This window comes from Bacillus sp. AY2-1, from assembly GCF_008368965.1.
Taxonomy (GTDB): domain Bacteria; phylum Bacillota; class Bacilli; order Bacillales; family Bacillaceae_G; genus Bacillus_A; species Bacillus_A thuringiensis_S.
Genome location: NZ_QPEL01000043.1, coordinates 49,735 through 70,607, shown reverse-complemented (window position 1 = coordinate 70,607; position 20,873 = coordinate 49,735). Strand labels below are relative to the sequence as shown.

Here is a 20,873-nt window from a genome sequence, read left to right as displayed (position 1 = left end):
TTCTGAATATTGGCACTTTTTTATTAGGGGGAGTATCAATGAAAAAAACTACATCTACACTATTAAGCATGGCGCTTGTCTTTTCTAGTTTTGGAGCTTTAAGCGCTCATGCTGAATCACTACAAAAGGAGAAGCAATTTAGTCCACAATTAAAAACAACGATTGAACAGTGGGGAGAACATAAAATTGCTCAAAATGTTGAAACGAAAACAACAAAAGAAATATCAGTAATTGTAGAATTGCAACATGCACCTCTCGCTGCTCAAAGTAATATTCAGCATGCTCCAGATTTACAAAATAGTAATGCGCAGTCTTATCATGCTGAGCTAAAAAAAGCACAAGAAGATACGACTAAGAAAATAAAAGAAAAAGCACCTGGTGCAAAAATTAAAGAAGTGTATAATACGTTATTTTCCGGATTCTCTATTTCAGTTCCTGGAGATCAAATTACCTCTCTTGCCTCTTTACCTGAAGTAAAAGCAGTCTATCCGAACTTAACATATAAATTGCATGAAACATCAAAAAGTACTACTAACGAAGAAGCACCAAATATCGGTGGACCGACAATTGGTGCACCTGACGCGTGGAATTTAAAAGATCCATCTGGCAAACCGCTTGATGGAAAAGGCATGAAAGTAGCCATTATCGACTCTGGCGTAGACTATACACACCCTGACTTAAAGGCAAATTATATCGGTGGATATGACACGGTTGATGAAGATAGCGATCCAATGGATGGTAACGTACATGGTACTCATGTAGCTGGAATTATTGCGGGTAATGGAAAAATTAAAGGCGTTGCTCCAAACGCTTCTATTCTAGCCTATCGTGTAATGAATGACGGTGGAACTGGTACAACAGATGATATTATCCAAGGGATTGAGCGAGCGATTCAAGATGGTGCGGATGTGTTAAACCTCTCCCTTGGGCAGGATTTAAATGTACCTGATCAGCCTGTAACATTAACGTTAGAACGAGCAGCGAAACTTGGTGTTACTACTGCCGTTTCAAATGGAAATGACGGACCAAAACCTTGGTCTGTTGATGCTCCCGGTAACGCAAGTAGTGTCATTTCTGTTGGAGCATCTACGGTTTCTATCCCGTTTCCAACATTCCAAGTAGCTGGTTCCAGCAAAACATATCAAGGGTTACCGTTATCAAAATCCGATTTTCCAATAGGAAATGATTCCCCTCTTGTATACGTTGGTTATGGCAATCCAAGTGATTATGCAAAACAAGATGTGAAAGGGAAATTCGCACTTATTTTACAAGGTACTTCTAGTACATTAGTAAAGGCAGAACAAGCGAAACAAGCTGGTGCACTTGGTGTGTTATTAATCTCTAGCGAAAAAGAAATTAATATGATGCCGGAATATTTTTCACGTGAACATCTAGCTGTCCCAGTAATGCAATTATCAAATACAAATAGGGAAGAATTAAAAACTTTAATTACAAAACGAAAGAAAAATATAAAAATTGGACAACCAAAGCAAACAGAACTTATCGGTAACTTTAGTTCAAGAGGACCATCACAAGGAAGTTGGCTAATAAAGCCTGATGTTGTTGCACCTGGAGTACAAATTACTAGTACAGTACCGCGAGGCGGCTATGAATCGCATAACGGAACAAGTATGGCTGCTCCGCAAGTAGCTGGAGCGGTTGCCCTCTTGCGTCAAATGCATCCTGATTGGACGACAGAACAATTGAAAGCGGCTCTTGCTAACAATGCAAAAACATTACATGATGTCAATGAAAATACATACCCTGTTATGGCACAAGGATCAGGTTTAATTAACATTCCGAAAGCAGCTCAAACAAATGTATTAGTAAAACCTAACAATGTCAGCTTTGGTCTTATTAAGCCAAATAGCGGAAAAGTAAAACTGACGCAAAATGTTACATTACAAAACCTTTCTAGTAAAAAGAAAAGTTTTTCAACTCGTGTGGAGTTACTAGATGCAAACACAAACACAAAAGTAAAAGCTTCTGTCCCTTCATCGATTAGCATTCAACCGAATAGTAGTACCGAAAAACCATTTACTATCACTGTAGATAGCTCACTACCACAAGGTGTGTATACTGGAAATGTATATGTAAAAGAACAAGGGGCAAAAGAAGAAATTCGAATTCCATTCACATTTAGTATCGAGCCTAAAGATTATAAACGTATCGATGGACTTGAAATTATTAATTCTACTTTTAGCCCAAATGGCGACCACGTACTAGATGATAATCTCATCAACTACTATTTAGTTGCGCCTGTGGATGATGTAACATTGCATGCAAATTTAGTTACGAAAGAACGTGTAACGTATCAAGGGATTATCCATCAAGCTAAAAATGCAACTCCTGGATACAAACCTTTCAAATGGAATGGTACAAAAGCAGATGGCACTCCTTTAGCTGACGGGCTATATCAAATCGAAGCAGTTGCTTCTAATTCTGGCGGAGAAACAAAACAAACAGCTGCTGTATTTCTTGATCGAACTGCACCTAAGTTAACATACGAAGTTGACCAAGAAAATCTCGTAATTAGAGGAAAAGTTGATGATATTCTACTAGATTGGATGTCAGAATCTGGTTGGATAGCACCTGGTATTCCAGTGAGAATGCAATATGAAATTAACGGAAATGGTGTATGGGACCAGGCATTCCTGAACCCTTGGGAGAAAAGCTATGACATTTATTTCGATCGTACTCAATTACAAGAAGGAAAAAATACTATTCACATTGTAGCAACTGATGCAGCTGGCAATACCTCTAATTTAACTGTTAATTTAGAAGTGAAATAAAGTGAAACTTTAATCAGTAGAGATTTCGTTCATCCCCACTGATTATTACCCTTCACCAATCGGGAGTTACGGGCAGTTAATCTCCCATCTCACTTCTTTGCTCCAACCGAATTTTGAGGTAGGAATTTTACTGCTCATTAACACGGGATAAAAAATTTTTGTTGACAATTTTTTTAATATAGTTTTATAATACAAAACATAGTTTAGTTAAACGAATTATATATCGGCTTTGAAGGAATACTAGTAGCGACTTATATCACTGTCTCAGAGAACTGATGGTTGGTGCGAATCAGTACATATACAAGCGTGAATTACAATTCTGGAGCTTCTTTCCCGTAATGCTTTTTATGCATGAAGAGAAAGACGGATCTTTCCGTTATCGTAAAGTGAGTGGTAAACAATTAGTTGTTTACAAATAGGGTGGTACCGCGATTTTTATCGTCCCTATCGGATTTTCCGATAGGGACTTTTTTGCGTCCATCCTCTTACACAATTTCATATATACGCGTTGAAAGAATCGCAGTAGTATCTTATATCCCTGTTACAGAGAGCTAATGGTCGGTGGAAATTAGCACATATATAAGTATGAATTACAATTCTGGAGCTTCTTTTTCGTAGTGCTTTTATGCATGAAGGAAAAGACGGAATTTTTCCGTTATCATTAATTGAGATGTAAGTATATTTTCACTTACAAATAGGGTGGTACCGCGATTCTTTCGCCCCTATCGGATTTTCCGATAGGGGCTTTTTCTATTTCTCACAGAAACAGATGTTAAATAATTCCGAATCTTATGATAAAATTTTATAAGCGCTTACAAATAATGAAGGGAGGTGATACAAGCTATACGAAATCGATATTCAATTTTATAGAAAAAAAGGAGGATGTCTAAATGACAAAGAAAACAGAAATTCCATCGCATTTAAAACCATTCGTATCCACACAACATTATGATCAATACACACCGGTGAATCACGCTGTGTGGCGTTACATTATGAGACAAAATCATAGCTTCTTAAAAGACGTTGCTCATCCAGCCTATGTGAACGGACTACAATCATCTGGTATTAATATAGATGCAATTCCAAAAGTAGAAGAAATGAATGAGTGTTTGGCACCAAGTGGCTGGGGCGCTGTAACGATTGACGGACTTATTCCCGGCGTAGCATTCTTCGATTTTCAAGGACACGGATTACTACCGATCGCAACAGATATTCGGAAAGTAGAAAATATCGAGTACACACCAGCTCCAGATATCGTACACGAAGCCGCAGGACACGCACCGATTTTACTTGATCCTACATATGCAAAATATGTGAAACGTTTTGGGCAAATTGGTGCAAAAGCTTTCTCTACAAAAGAAGAACATGATGCATTTGAAGCTGTTCGTACATTAACGATAGTAAAAGAAAGCCCTACTTCTACTCCTGATGAAGTTAAGGCTGCTGAAAATGCTGTAATTGAAAAACAAAACTTAGTTTCTGGTTTATCAGAAGCTGAACAAATTTCACGTCTTTTCTGGTGGACAGTAGAATATGGATTAATTGGAAATATAGATGATCCAAAAATATATGGTGCTGGTCTCCTTTCTTCTGTTGGCGAAAGCAAACATTGCTTAACAGACGCTGTAGAAAAGGTTCCATTTTCTATCGAAGCATGTACAGGGACAACTTATGACGTAACAAAAATGCAACCACAACTATTTGTTTGTGAATCCTTTGAAGAATTAACAGATGCGCTTGAAACATTTTCTAAAACAATGGCCTTTAAAACAGGTGGAAAAGAAGGTTTAGAAAAAGCAATTCGCTCTGAGAACTATGCAACAGCTGAGCTAAATAGTGGATTACAAATTACAGGTACATTTAGCGAGACAATTGAAAACGATGCAGGTGAATTAATTTACATGCGAACAAATTCGCCAACGGCATTAGCGCTTCATAATAAACAGTTAGCAAATCATTCTACTTCTGTACACAGTGACGGATTTGGAACACCGATTGGATTACTCACTGAAAATATTGCATTAGAAAATTGTACAGACGAACAACTACAATCATTAGGAATTACAATTGGAACTATCGCTGAGTTTACTTTTGCAAGTGGTATTCATGTAAAAGGAACAGTAACAGATATTGTAAAAAACGATAAGAAAATTGCTCTTATTTCCTTTATCGATTGCACAGTTACTTATAACGCCCGCGTTTTATTTGATGCTTCATGGGGCGCATTTGATATGGCTGTTGGCTCACAAATCACTTCAGTATTCCCAGGTGCCGCAGATGCCGCAGCATTTTTCCCAATGGATGAAGAAGTTCACGAAATTCCTGCTCCACTTGTACTGAATGAACTTGAACGTATGTATCAAACAGTGCGAGATATTCGAAGTGAGGGGATTTTACACGACGCGCATATCGATCAATTAGTAGCAATTCAAGAAGTATTAAATAAATTTTATGCGAAAGAATGGTTGCTGCGCCTTGAAGTATTAGAGTTACTTTTAGAGCATAACAAAGGGCATGAAACATCGGCAGCATTACTACATCAACTTTCTGCCTTCACAACTGACGAAGCTGTAACACGCCTTATTAACAATGGTCTTGCGTTACTTCCAGTAAAGGATGTGAAAAATGATGCTAAGATTAACTGAAGAAGAAGTTCACGAAGAATTATTGAAGGTAGATAAATGGATGGTAAAAGATGAGAAATGGATTGAACGAAAATATATGTTTTCCGACTACTTAAAAGGAGTCGAATTTGTCTCTGAAGCCGCCAAACTATCAGAAGAATATAATCACCATCCATTTATCCTTATCCAGTATAAAGCAGTTATTATTACTTTGTCATCTTGGAATGCAAAAGGTTTAACGAAACTAGATTTTGAGCTTGCAAAACAATTTGATGAACTATTTTTACAAAACGAAAAAGCAATTATAAGAAAATAAAAGGAGAAGCCTTTTTAGGCTTCTCCTTTTATTTTGAAATGGATACAATGTCCAAATGGATCCTCGACTTGTAATATTCCATCTTTGTACGTAGCAATCTTGCCAATATTTTTTAAGCTTTCACATACTTGCTCTTTTTGTTTTTCATTCGCTAGTACAACTGTGAAATATTTCAAACCAACAGAACCTGGCATTTGCGGTGGTACCCCTTCACCTTGCCATGTATTTAAACCGATATGATGATGATAACCACCTGCAGATACGAACAATGCTCCATTACGAGCTGGAATCGTTACTTCAAAACCAAGACCATCAACATAGAAACGTTTCGCTTCCTCTAAATCAGCTACATGAAAATGAATATGCCCCATCACAGTACCAGCTGGAAAGCCATTCCATGTACTTCCTTGCTGTAATAATTCTTCACCAGCTAACGGGTTACTAACAAATGGGAGTTCTCCATTCTCATCACGCCAAACTTCTTTTTGTCGATCATGATAAATTTCAATCCCGTTTCCATCTGGATCAGCTAAATAAAGAGCTTCACTAAAGTAATGATCGGCTCCGCCATGTAGTGGATATACCATCTCTACAAGATGACGAAGAACATTCGCTAAATCCTGTCTACTTGGTAATAAAATTGCGTAATGATATAACCCTGTTCTTCCTCTTTGCTTCGGAAAAGCTTCTTTCTTTTCTTCAATGATAAGAAGTGGTTCATCATTTTCATTCCCAAATGTAACGACTGCTTCTTCTTCTTTTAGCACCTTCATACTTAGTACTTCCGTATAAAACTCTAGTGATTTCTTTACATTAGATACGTATAAATGAACAACATCAAGTGTTGTATCGGGATGAAGTTGAAAACTCATCTTGTTAGCCCCCCCATTTAAATTAGTTCTTCTTTGACATTTTTTCTTTTAAGAAATTATCTACAAAACCATCAGCTTTTGCAACAAATAAGTATGCACCCATTGCTAATAATGCAAGTTCTAATTCGAAACCAGGATTTTTTCCATCTCCCAATAAACCAGCTGACCATTTCACTTTTACGATTGCTCCAACCATAACAAGTGCAAATAATAATCCAATATATCTTACACCTAAACCTAGAATTAATAATAGACCTCCAACTAATTCAAACGTTGCTACACCGTATGCAAGTCCTCCTGGTAAACCAATACTTGTAAACCATCCTGCAATATTGTCAATTCCTGATTGGAATTTTGTTAAACCGTGCATGAAGAATGTTACCCCTAACACGATACGAATAATTAAGTTACCAATATGTTGATTCATTTCATTCTCTCCTTTATAGTTTTCTTATACAAAACTTTTATTTACATTACAAAACATACACTAATTTTTTTTATTCGTCAATTCATTTTCACTGGGAAAAAATATATTTTTTTTGCTATGATACAAATAGTTGTTTACAAAAAGGAGCTTGATTTTATGAATATTGGTTCTGCAATACGTGAAATTCGTCAACGTAGAGGCATAACAATTGCACAAATTTGCGAGGGAACAGGTCTTTCTAAAGGATTTATGAGTCAGGTTGAAAATAATAAAACATCACCATCTATCTCAACTTTAGAAACGATCTCCAATTTTTTAAACGTTCCCCTTCCCTATTTATTGTTAGAGCAAAAAGATCGATTAAAAATTGTCAAAAAAGAAGAACGGAAATACAGTGTATACGGCAAAGATGAGCAAAGAATTGAACATGTTGCGGAGCAAGGGGGCCTTCGCCTATCTTTAGTAGAAATCCCTACTGGATTCCCGAAAGAAAACTCACCAAATGCCCATGAAGGGGAAGAATGTCACCTTGTATTACGCGGAAAACTAGAAGTTCAGCACGGTGAAGATATTGCAATTGTAGAAGAAGGTGATTCTTTCTCATGGAATGCATGCGTTCCTCATATTGTTCGTAATATAGGAGAAGAAACTGCATTATTACTCATCTCGAGTTATGCGGAAAATCGAAAACGTGTTTATTAAATAATAAAAAAAGAAGCCTGTTAAACAGGCTTCTTTTTTATCCCCTTATAATTCCATAACTTGTCCCAACTAGTACAGTCTTTTCATGCTGATTGCGATAAACTGACTCGATTGAAACTTTTTTATAGCCTTCCATTTGCTCAACATTTGTTAAAGTTAGTTCACAAGTGATCGTATCTCCTGTGAAAACTGGTCTAATAAACTCACTTACTAATTCTCTTGCTATGTAATGTAACTCTTCTCCCACTTTCGTCCCAATGCTAGCAGTCAATAAACCATGAACCATTAATCTTCCATTTTCATCGTATTCCATATGGTGTCTACCTTTATCACCGGTAATATTTGCAAATTCAAAAACTTCTTCCTCAGTAAATCTTCTTTCATATTTAAATACATCCCCAGCTTTTACACTCATTTTTATCCCCCTAATAATAAACAGAATTTTCTTTTATTTTATCATAAAACGAGCCTCAATCCATTCTCTATTATCAAAAGTCTCAAAATTACCTCGCTATACTTTTTTACTTTCCATTCATTTATCGGTGACCATCTCTTTTCGCGACTTGGTATCCATAATACGCACATGTTCCATTTCTCGATAGCTCTCTAACTTCAAATCCACAACTTCTATAAAAATCAAAATTGTTCGCTGATGTATGCGCAAACCAATCACCGTGGGGAAGTTTTTGCAGGCAAAGAGCTACAAGCTTCTTACCTAATCCCTTCCCTCTATATTCACACTTCACAACTAAATTTACTATGTTCGCAATCATAATTCCATCAGAAATGACTCTAACCATCGCAACCATCTCTTCCTCATCCCAAATTGTGAAAGCCCATGTTGAATTTTCGAATGCTATCGTAAATTTTTCAATTTGCCAAGAAGGGATATTATCATTACTCCAACCGGCATCTTCAAACAATGCTTTAATTGCATATGCTGGTACGCTACTCGTTCCCTCACGAATAATAAGTCCATTATGATAAATGTACATGTAATCCCCCCTTTATTTTCATATACCATTCTTCAAAAAATGCAATTTACCTTTAAAAAAGTAATTTTTCATCCAACACGTTTAATGGAATAAACAAGAACATCCATCCCATGAAATAAAGTTGTTTTCTCATAGCTGAGCCCTGTCTTTCTAGCAACAAATATTGAGGCGGGATGATTCGGGTTAATGAGAGAAATTAATTTATTCATTCGTAATGCTTGGAAACCGTAGTCTCGAAATGCTGCCGCCGCTTCTTTTGCATACCCTTTTCCCCAATACTGAGGAAGTAACCAATAACCAATTTCAATTTCCTCTTTTCCATCAATCTGCTGCTTTACCAGCCCTGCATGACCAATTCTTGTTCCCGTTTCCTTTTCAATCAATACAAATAAACCGAGACCGTTTTTATAGCTAGGAATGACCCACTCCTCCAAACTTTTTTTACACTGTATATATGTTTTTAACGTCCCATTTCCAATATAGCGCATTACCTTCTCGTTCCCCCATAGTGAAGCATAGAACTGTAAATCATCCATTGTATATTTGCGAATTTGTAAACGATCTGTATGAAACATGCCTGCACTCCTTTCCACTAATTTATTCTTAATTTCACGATCATGTTTTGTATGCATACGAAATGTTACTATTAATTATAAAGTGAAACTTTAATCAGTGGGGAATTTTGTTCACCCCCACTGATTATCAGCCCTCACCAATCGAGCGTTTACGGGCAGTGGATCTCCCATCTAACTTCTTTGCTCTAGCTGAATTTTGAGGCGGGAGACTTACTGCCCGCAAATAGCGGGATAAATGAACCCACAATAAAATACAGAATATTCATTCTTAACGACTAAAAAAAGCAGTAGACAAATTTCGTCTACTGCATCCATATCATAACTAGTATTAAGAAAACTACAGTTGAGGGGGTGTAGGATTTTCAAATATACTAGATACTTATCCCGTTCTAACGGGCGGTAAACTTTCCAATTGTTTCAAGTGAAAAGTTTACCGCACATAAGAACTTCCTTCGTTCATTAAGATAGTATTGCTAAATAATCATATACACGCTTAGATTTCTCTCCACCCATTCGTGCATGCTGAAGAAGAGAAATGCCATGAGGACCAGATGCACGCAATGCTTCTGGTTGAGCTACTAAAATAGCTTGTACAACTTCTAATTCACCAAGCATAGCTGCTGCAAAAATATCCATCCGAGCACCCTTTTCTAGTAAATAAAGAGCAATATCTTTACGACCTACATGTGCCGATGCCCCTAACGCACTTTCCCAATCTGATCCACCCCAATTATAAGAGGCGTGAAGTAAGCTTGGCGATTCAACCAATAGCTCTTGTACTTTCTCTAAATCCCCGTGAGCTGCCATAACAAATTCTCTTACTAATTCAGTGGTAATACGCTCTTCTGTTTGCATCGCTCTTCTCCCCTTTTAGAAATTCGTTTCGGTGTAAAAAACGGCTTGTCACTTCCTTGAAAGATATCTACATCTATGCCAAATACATGTTGAAACATTTCATGGCATAGCACTTCTTCTGGTATACCATCATACTGAATCTTTCCTCGCTTTAATACGAGTAAACGATCGCTATATTGAGCAGCTTGGTTAATGTCATGTAAAACCATTATAATTGTCATTCCATACTCCTCATTTAATCGTTTCACAAGTTCCATTACTTCCAACTGGTGAACGATATCTAAAAAGGTTGTTGGTTCATCCAATAGTAAGACATTTGTACGTTGCGCTAGCGTCATGGCAATCCAAGCACGTTGCCGTTCCCCTCCTGATAAAGAATGTAAAAGACGATATTCATACCCTTCAAGATTTGTAACAGACAATGCCCAATCAACAATTTCTTCATCTTCTTTATTTAAGCGGCTACTCCATGATTTATGTGGACCTCTTCCGAACTCAATTAGTTCTTTCACTGTTAAATCTAATTGATGATCATGCATTTGTGGTAACATTGCTAATTGCTTCGCTACATCAGCACTCTTCATCATATGAATGTTTTTCCCATCTAAAATGATGTCCCCTTCGCTTTGTTTCAGTAGCCTTGCTATTAAACGAAGCAAAGTAGATTTTCCCGATCCATTCGGACCAATTAAACTAACGATTTCTCCAGCCTTAATATGTACATTCATATTTTGCATTTGAAATCTTTCAGAGTGTGCATAAAACACTTTGTTAACGGAAATCACGTTGTTTTCCTCCTCTATGAATTAAATATAAGAAGAACGGACCACCTAAGAAGGACAGTAAAATACCAACAGGCAATTCGATTGGATCGAACCAACTTCGAGCTATTGCATCCGCAAAAACAAGTAATACACCGCCGCCAAGGCATGATAAAGGTAGCAAATATCTATAATCATTTCCAACTAATAAACGTAGCATATGTGGTACGACAAGACCGACAAATCCAATAAGACCAGATACACTTACTGCAATTCCAGCTAATAATGTACTTACTACGATTAAATAAAACCGACTTTTTTCCACGTTATGTCCTAATAACTTTGCCATTTCATCTCCAAGCATTAACACTCGAATATGCTTAATGCCAAAGAAAGCTAATATAATGGCGAATATTGCATAATAAATAATCATGTTTAAATGTGCCCAACTTACACCACCAATACCACCCGCTAGCCACGGTAACACGGATTGTACTTTGTCACTATGTAATAACATTAATGCTGACGTTGCTGCACCAATTAATGCATTGATCGACACCCCTACTAAGACGATTCTTGAAGGTGGTGCCCCTTTTTGCCATGATAAAGCATAAATAACCATCGCTGTTATGAAAGCTCCTAAAAACGCCCCTAGTGGTAAAAAAGCTAGATGCTGTGGGAATAAAATCATGATGACAATTGCTACAAGGCCTGCCCCAGATGAAACTCCGATAATACCAGGATCTGCAAGAGGGTTTCTCATAACCCCTTGCAGCAGTGTACCAGATGCAGCTAAACATGTTCCTACTATAAACCCAACGAGCACTCTCGGTATGCGAAGATCCCATACAATTCGATGTACTGTCGAACCCTCATCTTGTATACCTGTTAGAATGTCTCGTACAGAAAAGGATAAACTTCCTGCGAAAAGACCGTAAAAGAGGCCTAGAATTGTTAATACAACTAAAGTAACTGCTATTATCCATCTTTTTTTCGCAAAAGGATGTTCCTTTTCTCTTACTACTTCACTACTTTCCATACGTATCATTTCCTTACATCTTGTATACTTTTATACATAAAGTCCATTGCTTCTGTAACTTTTGTCCCAGGATTAGATCCAAATAAATCAGGTGGCAAAATAACTACGCGGTTTTGTTTTACTGCATCTAAATTTTTCCACGCTTCATTTTTCATCATTTCGCCTTCGAATGCTTTTTTCACACTTGTTGGATCTCCGTGTGTAATTAAATAAATCACATCTGGATTCGCCTCAATAATACGTTCTACACTTAGCTGTGCATATTGCGGATATTCTTTCATTTCTGGAAAATCAGAAGCAATATTTTTTCCGCCTGTTTTTTCTAAAATATCACCTGATAAAGATGTTGGTAATGCCGCTAAATAAGTACCTGGTGCGCCATACACTAGCAATGCTTTCACATCGCTCTTTTTCTCATATTTCTTCATTTGATTATTGATTTTTTGATTAAGTTCTTTTGCTTTATCTTCTTTCTTCATTGCCGTTCCATATAATTCAATATTCTTTTGAATATCTTGTACAGAATTCGCAGAAGAAATGATTACTTTCGTTCCCTGTCCTTCAACCGTTGGCACATTCTTTTGGAATCCATTGTTAGCAACAAGTACATCGGGCTTTAAACTAGCAATTTGCTCAAAGTTCGGTTGATGTGCATTCCCGATTACTTTTGCTTTCTTTAACTCCTCTGGAAGAGTTAATTTCGTATCCGGACGACCTACTACTTTTCCACCTAAAGCATGAATAATATCCATGTCTCCCATACTTAATGTTGCAAAACTTTCTGGTACTTTATCGAATGTTACCTTTCTCCCTGACAGGTCGGTAATTTCGATTTTTTCTTTTCCTTTTTCTGTTTTGGTTGCAGACGCTTTTTCGTCCCCTTTGGCACTGCAACCTATTAACAAGAAAAAAATAGATAAAATCGCTGTAAATAGCGTAATAGATTTTTTCATTCCTTCACCTCTAATTGATAATGATAATCATTAACTACTATTCTACTTTAATTGATAAGGATTATCATTGTCAACATGAAACGCATACATTTTTCTACAAAAAACAAAAAGCGCGACAAAAAGATTCTTTCTTTTCGCCGCGCTCTAGTTAACAATATTATTCACATTCATTTTCCTCTAACTGGTCACGCATCACTTTCACACGCTGAAAGAAAAAGAACGATAAACTTAAAAATATAACGATACTCCCCATCATAACAAAAAATTGGATTGTCTCTTTTGCTCCATCCGGAATCAACAAGCCAACCATTAACAATGTACTTACAGCGAGAAGAATTTGTCCGAACCTAGTATAATCTTCTATTTTCCCTTGTAATTCTTTCATTATATTCTCACTCCTCCATTTCACTTTATCATATTCTATGAAACTGAAAGACCAGTAAATACAGCCATTCTGGGAGATGTTTTCCAACAAAAAAAGAGCCGCTTTACTGCGGCTCTTTTTTAATCATTATTCACCTTTATATGCTTCCATATAAATTTCTTTCAGCTCTGAAATAAGCGGTAACTTTGGATTAGCAGTTGTACATTGATCTTCAAAAGCTCTTTCTGCTAATACTCCAACAACCTCTTCAAATTGCTCTTTATCTACCCCTTGTCCTGCAATACTCATATTAATATTTAAGCTTTTTCCAAGCTCAGTAATTGCTTTGACGAGTGATTCCACACCTTCTGCTACTGAGCTTGCTGGAAGCCCGAGCATTCTCGCAATATGTGCATAGCGTTCATCTGCTACAAAGTGCTCATATTTTGGGAACAATGCGTGTTTTCTTGGCTTAATAGCATTATAGCGGACTACGTGCGGCATTAGAATGGCATTTGCACGTCCGTGCGGAATATGGAATTCTGGTCCAATCTTATGTGCTAAGCTGTGATTAATACCGAGGAAAGCATTTGCAAATGCCATCCCTGCAATTGCAGAAGCGTTATGCATTTTTTCTCGTGCTTCTTCATCATTTCCATCTTTATATGCTCTTGGTAAATATTTGAATACGAGATCAATAGCTTTTAATGCTAATCCATCTGTATAGTCATTTGCCATAACAGAAACATACGCCTCAATTGCATGTGTTAAAACATCCATACCAGTATCTGCTGTTACATGTGGTGGTACTGTCATTACAAATTGTGGATCAACAATTGCTACATCTGGTGTTAATTCATAATCTGCGAGCGGATACTTTATATTATTTTTCTTATCTGTAATAACCGCAAATGGTGTCACTTCTGATCCTGTTCCTGATGTTGTTGGAATCGCAACAAACTGTGCCTTATTTCCTAATTCCGGATATTTACATGTACGTTTTCTTATATCTAAAAACTTCTGTTTAATGCCATAGAATGTCGTTTCTGGATGCTCATAGAATAACCACATTCCTTTTGCTGCATCCATAGCTGAACCACCACCAAGTGCGATAATTACATCTGGCTTAAAGCTTCTCATCATTTCCGCACCTTTAAAGACAGTTTCATCTGATGGATCTGGTTCGACCTCAAAGAAAACTTCAATTTTCACATCATTTGCATGCTTGTTTAAATAGTGCGTGACTGTATCCACATAGCCATGTTCAACCATTCCAGGATCCGTTACAATAAATGCACGTGAAATGTTAGGCATATTTGCTAAATACGCTGTAGCATGTTTTTCAAAATAAATTTTTGGTGGCAATTTGAACCACTGCATATTCTTTTTTCTATTTGCCAGCCTTTTTATATTTAATAAATGAGTCGCTGTTACATTTTGGGAAACTGAATTTTTTCCGTAAGAACCACAACCAAGTGTAAGTGATGGAATAAATCCGTTATATATATCCCCTATTCCACCTTGTGATGAAGGTGCATTTACAATGAGACGGCAAGCTTTCATACGTAATCCAAATTGCTTTTGCACTTCTTTATTTGTAGAATGAATAACTGCTGAATGTCCTAAACCACCGAGGTTCAACATTTCTTCGCAATATGTAAATCCTTTTTCTAATGAATTCGCCTTCACACAGGCTAATACTGGGCTCAGTTTCTCACGAGATAACGGGTATGCTGCTCCGATACCTTGAATTTCAGCTACAAGCATTTTTGTATGTTCAGGAACAGTAATCCCAACTAATTCGGCAATATACTGTGCTGATTTTCCTACAATATCACTATTTACTGCACATGTATTTTCATTTATAACGAGCTTTTCTAATTTTTTTCTTTCTTCTTCTGTTACAAAGTAACAATTGTTTTCGATCATTTCTGTTTTAACATCATCATAGATTTCTTTATCGACAATGATTGCTTGTTCCGATGCACAAATCATACCGTTATCAAATGTTTTCGATAAAATTAAATCATTAACAGCTCGTTTTACATGTGCTGATTTTTCTATATAACACGGTACATTACCAGGACCTACACCTAGCGCTGGTTTTCCAGTAGAGTAAGCTGATTTCACCATACCAGCGCCTCCAGTTGCTAGAACGAGTGCCACACCATCATGGTTCATTAATTGTTTCGTCGCTTCGACAGACGGTCTTTCAATCCATTGAATACAATGTTTTGGTGCACCAGTTTTCATTGCTGCATCATATACGGTTTTCGCTGCTGCCACCGAACAATTTTGTGCAGAAGGATGAAATGCGAAAATAATTGGATTTCTCGTTTTTATCGCAATCAACGCTTTAAACATTGTTGTCGACGTTGGATTCGTTACTGGTGTTACCCCAGCTACTACACCGACAGGTTCTGCAATTTCTATTATTTCTTCATGAGGATCTTCGTGAATAATTCCTACCGTTTTATCTTGCTTTATACTATGCCAAATATATTCAGTGGCAAAAATATTTTTAATGCATTTGTCTTCATAGACACCACGGCCTGTTTCTTCAACAGCCAATTTTGCAAGTGGCATATGTTGATCAACACCTGCTAATGCCATTTCATGAACAATGTTGTCAATCTGCTCTTGTGTAAAACTTTCTAATGCTTGTAAAGCTTGTTGACCGTTATTTACTAACGTATCAATCATCTCTTTTACCTCTTGCATTTCATTTACAACTTTCTCTTTGACTACCATGTAAATTTCCTCCTATTCTGTTATCACGGTCTTTATAAGTCCCTATAGGTCATAATAAGTCCCGATTAGCGAAAAAAAATAGAGTTACCGTCCTACATGAATCCCATCGTTTGTGAAACACTTCACAAGTTTACTCGTGAATAACATTTCATGAATTCAATATACATGAAATCATTTCATTTGTGTATGTATAATTTGTGAAATATTTCACAAATTAACATAATAAAAAATGCACTGCTCCACATTAGCAGTGCATTTTTTATTACGCTAGCGCTTGTGCTAAATCTTCAATTAAATCTTCACCATCTTCAATACCGACAGAAATACGAATTAATGTATCTGTAATTCCTAATTCTTTACGGCGATCTGCTGGGATTGATGCATGTGTCATTTGAGATGGGATAGAAATTAAACTTTCTACTGCTCCTAAGCTTTCAGCAAGTGTAAAGTATTGCAGTTTCTCAAGTACTTTATTTAATGTTTCCTCACTATCTACATCAAACGAAATAATAGCACCAAATCCATTTGCTTGTTCTGTTGCTAATTCGTGGTTTTGATGTGATTCAAGACCTGGGTAATATACTTTATTTACTTTTGGATGATTATTTAAAAATTCAGCAATAGCGCGTGAATTCGTTTCATGTTCTTCCATACGAATTCCTAATGTTTTTAAACCGCGAAGTAGTAAGAAGCTATCTTGTGGTCCAAGAATACCTCCTGTTGAGTTTTGTACAAAGTGAAGGTCTTCTGCTAGTTGTGGGCTATTTACCACTACTAGACCTGCAACTACGTCACTATGACCTCCTAAATATTTCGTTGCACTATGAAGTACAATGTCTGCTCCTAAAGAAATCGGCGACTGCCAATATGGCGTCATGAATGTATTATCAATAATTGTTAATAAATCTTTCTCTTTAGCAAGAGTAGATATTTTCTTAATATCAGTAATTTTTAGTAATGGGTTCGTTGGTGTTTCCACATAGATCGCTTTCGTATTTGGACGAATTGCTTCTACAACTTCCTCTAAGTTTGTTGTGTCTACAAATGTATGTTCAATACCGAAGCGGTTTAATACTTTCGTAATAACACGATACGTTCCACCATAAACATCATCTGTTAAAATAACGTGGTCACCTTTTGAGAACAACATAATTGTCGCTGTAATAGCAGCCATTCCAGAACCGAATGCAAATCCAGCATAACCATTTTCTAATACGGCAATCATTTCTTCTAAAGCTGCACGTGTTGGGTTACCTGTACGTGAATATTCATATCCTTGATGCTTACCAACCGCTTCTTGTTTGTACGTACTTGTTTGATAGATCGGTACGTTTACAGATCCAGTTGAAGGTTCTCCTATGCGAATACCATGAATTAACTTTGTCTTTGCTCTCATTTTTTATTCCCATCCTTTGTATATGTCTTTACTTAAATAGCGCTCACTACTATCAGGAAAAATGGTTACAATATTTGTACCTGGTGCTGCCTTCTCTGCCTCAAGTAAGCTCGCATGAAATGCTGCTCCTGAAGAGCTCCCAACGAGAAGTCCTTCTTTTTGCGCTAATTCTTTCACTCGTAAAAATGCATTTCGATCAGAAATCGTATGAATTTCATCAAAATAAGATGTCTTCAAAAATGGCGGGATAAATTCCAGTCCAATTCCTTCGGTCTCATGTGAACCAGCCTTACCACCATTTAAAATAGATCCTTCTGGCTCTACGATAACTGTTTTAATATCTATATTTTTTTCTTTCAAATAAGATGCAGTCCCCATAAACGTACCGCCAGTTCCTGCTCCAGCAACAAATATGTTAATCTCTCCATTCAGTGCATCCCAAAGTTCAGGACCTAGTGTTTTGAAATAAGCACGCGGGTTTGCTTCATTCGCAAACTGACTTGGAGAGTATGAATTCGGTATTTCATTTACTAATTCTTTTGCTTTTGCAATTGCACCGGTCATTCCTTGCTCAGTCGGTGTATGCACGATCGTTGCACCTAGTGCTTTCATTAATTCTTGTTTTTCAATACTAAATTTCTCTGGTACACAAACGATAACACGTAAATCATGTTCTAATGCTGCAAGTGCCAGTCCAATACCAGTATTCCCAGCAGTCGGTTCAATAATTGTTCCACCTTGGGTAACAAGCCCTTTTTCTAGCGCATCTTCGATTAATTCTCTTCCTAAACGATCCTTAACGCTTCCGCCTGGGTTATAAAATTCAAGCTTTGCAAATAAGCGGACCCCTTTCGGAAGTGAAAAACGAGTAATTTCTACAATTGGTGTATGACCAATTAACTCATGAACTCCACGATATACATTCATCGTGTTCTCCCCCTTGTTTGCCAATAAAGAAAAGGCAACTGTATGTATTTTCTTTATATGAGACAGTTGCCTTTTTGTTACATTACTTTAACTCTTCTAACACTTTTACGATAAAGTTTGTAGAATGAAGAGCTGCTTGATCTAAAAACTGATCAAATGAAACATTTGATTCTTTACCAGCAATATCAGAAAGTGCGCGAATGATAACAAACGGAACTTCATATTGGTGGCATACTTGTGCGACAGCTGCTGCTTCCATTTCTACCGCATAAAGATTTTCAAATTTATCACGGATGGCTGCAACGCGGTTCGGATCACTCATAAATGAATCGCCTGTTGCAATCATGCCTTTTACAACTTGAATATTTTCTTCAGTTTGCATACATTTCTCAGCTAATGCAACTAACGCCTCATCAGCTTTAAATCCAGGCGGCATTCCTGGTACTTGACCATATTCATAGTTAAATGCTGTTACATCTACGTCATGGTGACGAACTTCAGTGGAAATAACTACATCACCAACGTTTAGAGAATGATGGAATCCACCAGCTGAACCAGTATTAATTACTTTTTCAGGCTTATATTTTTCTAATAAAATTGTCGTTGACATCGCTGCGTTTACTTTACCAATACCAGACTTTAACAAGATTACTTCATGTCCTGCTAATAGTCCTTTCGTAAATTCACAACCTGCAACCGTTTCTGTCTCTGCTTGTTCTAATTTGTCACGTAAAATACGTACTTCTTCTTCCATTGCTCCAATTACAGCAATTCTCAATCTAATCCCTCTTTCTATTGCTTAGTTGCCTCCATTACCCAAACGAAATGATTTAATCTCGTAAACGTTACATGGAAGCCATTGTTTTCAAAAATAGTCTGCATAACTGGAATACGTGTATAGTATTCCGTTTGCAAATCGTTTGCTAACTGGTGAAAACCTCTTTGTTTTGCTGTTTCAACAGTTTTATCATATGCATCTTGATCTGCAAATATCGTATCAGCAAACACTATTTTACCACCTTTGTTTAGCAATTGACTATACTTCGCAACCGCTACATTTTTTTCATCATCTGTTAAATGATGAAATGCATAGGTGCTTACAATGGTATCAATTGAATTTGGGACTTCAAACGAAAGAAAATCACCTTCTGTAATCGAAAATTCTTTTGGCAATTTCTCTTTTGCAATCATACGCATTTCACGCGACGGTTCTATACCGTAAACTGTGCGGCCAGCAAGTAATAATTTATTTGTTAAATTACCTGTACCGACACCAAATTCTAATACATTACCAAATGACTTGTTAACTACATCCTCTAGAATATCCTCATAATGGGCGAAAACTTCTTTATATTGTATATCTTCGCCTTGTACGAATGAGTCGTACGTATGAGCCCACTCATCAAATAAACCATTAAATTCTGTGCCCATAAAAATTCCCCTTTTTCTTATCGGTTTTATCAGTATGATATTCCCTCTTTCTAAAAATGTCAATTGAAATGTACATGGTATTTCCTTCTTTTCTTTGTTACACTATAGTTGATTACATAGGAGAGGGGCCGTCTTCATGTCATTTACCTTTGAAATGTTAGAAGATAAAGTAGAATTTTTTGAAGCGGGAGACTTAGCTTCTTTAGAACGAAAAATTAGTGAACAAATCGATAATAATAAAGCACTTATGCTTGAAGTTCATCACATCTCACATCAAATGGTTATGGATCCTGAAAGCAAAAGACCGTATTATAGCGCGGTTGTTCATTTTAAATTAAAGAAATTGCGTTAACTAAAAAAGAGAAGCTCCTAAGGAGCTTCTCTTTTTTAGTTTAGAGTTTGAACAAGTACTGGTTTCCAGCCCTCATTATCTACCCAATCAATATTTACGTAATATCTTTTTCCACTTTGCTTATCTTGAACGTCACCATAAGCTTTACTCTTTCCAGTTTTGTCTCTTCCAACAAAATGGAATACTAATTGCTCCTTCGGTACTTCAATACCTGCAGCAATTGCACTTTGCATCTCATTCCAATCTGATGACCCCTGTTTAAACGTCATCGCTGGTGATGAACCTTGTTCTGTTCCTACAGCTTTCCAAGAAGGTTTTGTATAAGCCTCTTTTGCCTTGGATACAGTTTTTTCAGCTGATACTTTCTCGTTAGCTTTCGCTTCTTCTTCAGCTTTTTTCTTTTCTTCCTCAGCCTTTAACTTCTCTTCTTCAGCTTTTTGCTTAGCTTCTGCTTGCTCTTTTTCTTTTTCTTTTTTCTTAGCAGATTCTTTATCTTCTGATTTTCCAGCTTTCTCATTCTTTGTTGTTTGTTGAGAGACTTTCTTATCAGTAGAAGATGCTTGCTCTTTCGTACTAGGAACGAACAATTGATATGCTACAATAGCTACTAATAGTAATACAATAGCGATTGCAATATTTAAAACACCGTTTTGACGACGTTTTTGTTGTTTCTGTTGGAATCTTGATCCTCCTGCCATTCTCCAAACCTCCATGCAGTTTTTCCTAATTGCTATTGTAACA

General features: G+C 36.8%; 21 protein-coding genes and 2 other annotated features. Of the genes, 5 read left to right on the top strand and 16 right to left on the bottom strand.

Going from position 1 to position 20,873, the window contains the following annotated elements; all coding sequences use genetic code 11:
- The first annotated feature begins 38 nt into the window (after window positions 1–38).
- The 3 genes from DN403_RS11680 (at window position 39) to DN403_RS11670 (ending at window position 5,732) form a co-directional block, all read left to right on the top strand.
- Entirely contained in the window at window positions 39–2,792 is a 2,754-nt protein-coding gene (locus DN403_RS11680; protein ID WP_149185484.1) for a S8 family peptidase, read from the top strand.
- 220 nt (window positions 2,793–3,012) lie between these two features.
- Window positions 3,013–3,241 (top strand) — a binding site (T-box leader).
- A gap of 50 nt (window positions 3,242–3,291) precedes the next feature.
- Window positions 3,292–3,519: a binding site (T-box leader), on the top strand.
- A gap of 163 nt (window positions 3,520–3,682) precedes the next feature.
- Window positions 3,683–5,437: an aromatic amino acid hydroxylase gene (locus DN403_RS11675; protein ID WP_000163192.1), complete on the top strand. Its 1,755-nt coding sequence runs from the start codon at window positions 3,683–3,685 to the stop codon at window positions 5,435–5,437.
- Entirely contained in the window at window positions 5,418–5,732 is a 315-nt protein-coding gene (locus DN403_RS11670) for a 4a-hydroxytetrahydrobiopterin dehydratase (RefSeq protein WP_149185483.1), read from the top strand. The genes DN403_RS11675 and DN403_RS11670 overlap by 20 nt, the downstream gene beginning before the upstream one ends.
- Window positions 5,733–5,746: 14 nt before the next feature.
- On the opposite strand, the gene DN403_RS11665 is transcribed toward DN403_RS11670, so the two are convergent.
- On the bottom strand, window positions 5,747–6,604 hold the full coding sequence (locus tag DN403_RS11665; protein ID WP_000009842.1) for a VOC family protein: 858 nt from the start codon (window positions 6,602–6,604) through the stop codon (window positions 5,747–5,749).
- 22 nt (window positions 6,605–6,626) lie between these two features.
- Window positions 6,627–7,031 carry a DoxX family protein gene (locus DN403_RS11660; RefSeq protein ID WP_001071553.1) on the bottom strand — a complete coding sequence of 135 codons (405 nt, stop codon included), beginning with the start codon at window positions 7,029–7,031 and terminating at the stop codon, window positions 6,627–6,629.
- 156 nt (window positions 7,032–7,187) lie between these two features.
- Between DN403_RS11660 and DN403_RS11655 the strand changes: the two genes are divergently transcribed.
- Window positions 7,188–7,733, top strand: a complete 546-nt coding sequence (locus DN403_RS11655; RefSeq protein ID WP_001020693.1) for a helix-turn-helix domain-containing protein — start codon at window positions 7,188–7,190, stop codon at window positions 7,731–7,733.
- A gap of 37 nt (window positions 7,734–7,770) precedes the next feature.
- Here DN403_RS11655 and DN403_RS11650 read toward each other — a convergent pair whose 3' ends face one another.
- The 13 genes from DN403_RS11650 to DN403_RS11585 all read right to left on the bottom strand — a co-directional run bounded on the left by DN403_RS11650 (window position 7,771) and on the right by DN403_RS11585 (window position 19,780).
- Window positions 7,771–8,148 (bottom strand): hotdog family protein, encoded by a 378-nt coding sequence (locus DN403_RS11650; protein ID WP_000111562.1) that lies wholly within the window; start codon window positions 8,146–8,148, stop codon window positions 7,771–7,773.
- Between the two features lie 121 nt (window positions 8,149–8,269).
- Complete coding sequence (locus DN403_RS11645; RefSeq protein ID WP_000276127.1) at window positions 8,270–8,728, bottom strand: GNAT family N-acetyltransferase; 459 nt, start codon at window positions 8,726–8,728, stop codon at window positions 8,270–8,272.
- 68 nt (window positions 8,729–8,796) lie between these two features.
- Window positions 8,797–9,360 (bottom strand): GNAT family N-acetyltransferase, encoded by a 564-nt coding sequence (locus DN403_RS11640; protein WP_003263049.1) that lies wholly within the window; start codon window positions 9,358–9,360, stop codon window positions 8,797–8,799.
- 402 nt (window positions 9,361–9,762) lie between these two features.
- Window positions 9,763–10,158: an ankyrin repeat domain-containing protein gene (locus tag DN403_RS11635; protein WP_001192766.1), complete on the bottom strand. Its 396-nt coding sequence runs from the start codon at window positions 10,156–10,158 to the stop codon at window positions 9,763–9,765.
- Entirely contained in the window at window positions 10,125–10,943 is an 819-nt protein-coding gene (locus DN403_RS11630; RefSeq protein WP_000626531.1) for an ABC transporter ATP-binding protein, read from the bottom strand. Before DN403_RS11630 ends, DN403_RS11635 begins: the two co-directional genes overlap by 34 nt.
- Entirely contained in the window at window positions 10,930–11,958 is a 1,029-nt protein-coding gene (locus tag DN403_RS11625; protein WP_002082127.1) for a FecCD family ABC transporter permease, read from the bottom strand. The genes DN403_RS11630 and DN403_RS11625 overlap by 14 nt, the downstream gene beginning before the upstream one ends.
- Window positions 11,959–11,963: 5 nt before the next feature.
- A complete protein-coding gene (locus tag DN403_RS11620; RefSeq protein ID WP_000748461.1) occupies window positions 11,964–12,911 on the bottom strand; it encodes an ABC transporter substrate-binding protein in 948 nt (315 codons plus the stop codon).
- Window positions 12,912–13,068: 157 nt separating this feature from the next.
- Entirely contained in the window at window positions 13,069–13,296 is a 228-nt protein-coding gene (locus DN403_RS11610) for a YrhC family protein (protein WP_000661454.1), read from the bottom strand.
- A 126-nt stretch (window positions 13,297–13,422) separates the two neighbouring features.
- Window positions 13,423–16,026, bottom strand: coding sequence for a bifunctional acetaldehyde-CoA/alcohol dehydrogenase (adhE, locus tag DN403_RS11605; RefSeq protein ID WP_017763608.1), 2,604 nt, complete (start codon window positions 16,024–16,026; stop codon window positions 13,423–13,425).
- Between the two features lie 262 nt (window positions 16,027–16,288).
- Window positions 16,289–17,422 (bottom strand): bifunctional cystathionine gamma-lyase/homocysteine desulfhydrase, encoded by a 1,134-nt coding sequence (locus DN403_RS11600; RefSeq protein ID WP_098437095.1) that lies wholly within the window; start codon window positions 17,420–17,422, stop codon window positions 16,289–16,291.
- 3 nt (window positions 17,423–17,425) lie between these two features.
- On the bottom strand, window positions 17,426–18,349 hold the full coding sequence (locus tag DN403_RS11595; protein WP_001103876.1) for an O-acetylserine dependent cystathionine beta-synthase: 924 nt from the start codon (window positions 18,347–18,349) through the stop codon (window positions 17,426–17,428).
- An 82-nt stretch (window positions 18,350–18,431) separates the two neighbouring features.
- Window positions 18,432–19,127 (bottom strand): 5'-methylthioadenosine/S-adenosylhomocysteine nucleosidase, encoded by a 696-nt coding sequence (mtnN, locus tag DN403_RS11590; RefSeq protein ID WP_001217027.1) that lies wholly within the window; start codon window positions 19,125–19,127, stop codon window positions 18,432–18,434.
- A 14-nt stretch (window positions 19,128–19,141) separates the two neighbouring features.
- The gene (locus DN403_RS11585; protein ID WP_000536323.1) at window positions 19,142–19,780 is read right to left on the bottom strand and encodes a class I SAM-dependent DNA methyltransferase; all 639 of its coding nucleotides are present in this window, start codon (window positions 19,778–19,780) and stop codon (window positions 19,142–19,144) included.
- 136 nt (window positions 19,781–19,916) lie between these two features.
- On the opposite strand from DN403_RS11585, the gene DN403_RS11580 reads away from it, so the two are divergent.
- Window positions 19,917–20,132: a YrzA family protein gene (locus tag DN403_RS11580; protein ID WP_000010984.1), complete on the top strand. Its 216-nt coding sequence runs from the start codon at window positions 19,917–19,919 to the stop codon at window positions 20,130–20,132.
- Between the two features lie 35 nt (window positions 20,133–20,167).
- Here DN403_RS11580 and DN403_RS11575 read toward each other — a convergent pair whose 3' ends face one another.
- Window positions 20,168–20,830 carry a YrrS family protein gene (locus tag DN403_RS11575; protein ID WP_000897094.1) on the bottom strand — a complete coding sequence of 221 codons (663 nt, stop codon included), beginning with the start codon at window positions 20,828–20,830 and terminating at the stop codon, window positions 20,168–20,170.
- Between the last annotated feature and the right edge of the window lie 43 nt (window positions 20,831–20,873).

Excerpts from the sequence above, each read along its gene's own strand:
- DN403_RS11675 (WP_000163192.1), top strand. The coding sequence starts at position 3,683 with ATGACAAAGAAAACAGAAATTCCATCGCATTTAAAACCATTCGTATCC.
- adhE (WP_017763608.1), bottom strand. The coding sequence starts at position 16,026 with ATGGTAGTCAAAGAGAAAGTTGTAAATGAAATGCAAGAGGTAAAAGAG.
- DN403_RS11600 (WP_098437095.1), bottom strand. The coding sequence starts at position 17,422 with ATGAGAGCAAAGACAAAGTTAATTCATGGTATTCGCATAGGAGAACCT.
- DN403_RS11610 (WP_000661454.1), bottom strand. The coding sequence starts at position 13,296 with ATGAAAGAATTACAAGGGAAAATAGAAGATTATACTAGGTTCGGACAA.
- DN403_RS11645 (WP_000276127.1), bottom strand. The coding sequence starts at position 8,728 with ATGTACATTTATCATAATGGACTTATTATTCGTGAGGGAACGAGTAGC.
- DN403_RS11625 (WP_002082127.1), bottom strand. The coding sequence starts at position 11,958 with ATGGAAAGTAGTGAAGTAGTAAGAGAAAAGGAACATCCTTTTGCGAAA.
- DN403_RS11575 (WP_000897094.1), bottom strand. The coding sequence starts at position 20,830 with ATGGCAGGAGGATCAAGATTCCAACAGAAACAACAAAAACGTCGTCAA.
- DN403_RS11655 (WP_001020693.1), top strand. The coding sequence starts at position 7,188 with ATGAATATTGGTTCTGCAATACGTGAAATTCGTCAACGTAGAGGCATA.
- DN403_RS11680 (WP_149185484.1), top strand. The coding sequence starts at position 39 with ATGAAAAAAACTACATCTACACTATTAAGCATGGCGCTTGTCTTTTCT.
- DN403_RS11665 (WP_000009842.1), bottom strand. The coding sequence starts at position 6,604 with ATGAGTTTTCAACTTCATCCCGATACAACACTTGATGTTGTTCATTTA.
- DN403_RS11620 (WP_000748461.1), bottom strand. The coding sequence starts at position 12,911 with ATGAAAAAATCTATTACGCTATTTACAGCGATTTTATCTATTTTTTTC.
- DN403_RS11580 (WP_000010984.1), top strand. The coding sequence starts at position 19,917 with ATGTCATTTACCTTTGAAATGTTAGAAGATAAAGTAGAATTTTTTGAA.
- DN403_RS11640 (WP_003263049.1), bottom strand. The coding sequence starts at position 9,360 with ATGCATACAAAACATGATCGTGAAATTAAGAATAAATTAGTGGAAAGG.
- DN403_RS11650 (WP_000111562.1), bottom strand. The coding sequence starts at position 8,148 with ATGAGTGTAAAAGCTGGGGATGTATTTAAATATGAAAGAAGATTTACT.
- DN403_RS11635 (WP_001192766.1), bottom strand. The coding sequence starts at position 10,158 with ATGCAAACAGAAGAGCGTATTACCACTGAATTAGTAAGAGAATTTGTT.
- DN403_RS11670 (WP_149185483.1), top strand. The coding sequence starts at position 5,418 with ATGATGCTAAGATTAACTGAAGAAGAAGTTCACGAAGAATTATTGAAG.
- DN403_RS11660 (WP_001071553.1), bottom strand. The coding sequence starts at position 7,031 with ATGAATCAACATATTGGTAACTTAATTATTCGTATCGTGTTAGGGGTA.
- DN403_RS11585 (WP_000536323.1), bottom strand. The coding sequence starts at position 19,780 with ATGGGCACAGAATTTAATGGTTTATTTGATGAGTGGGCTCATACGTAC.
- DN403_RS11595 (WP_001103876.1), bottom strand. The coding sequence starts at position 18,349 with ATGAATGTATATCGTGGAGTTCATGAGTTAATTGGTCATACACCAATT.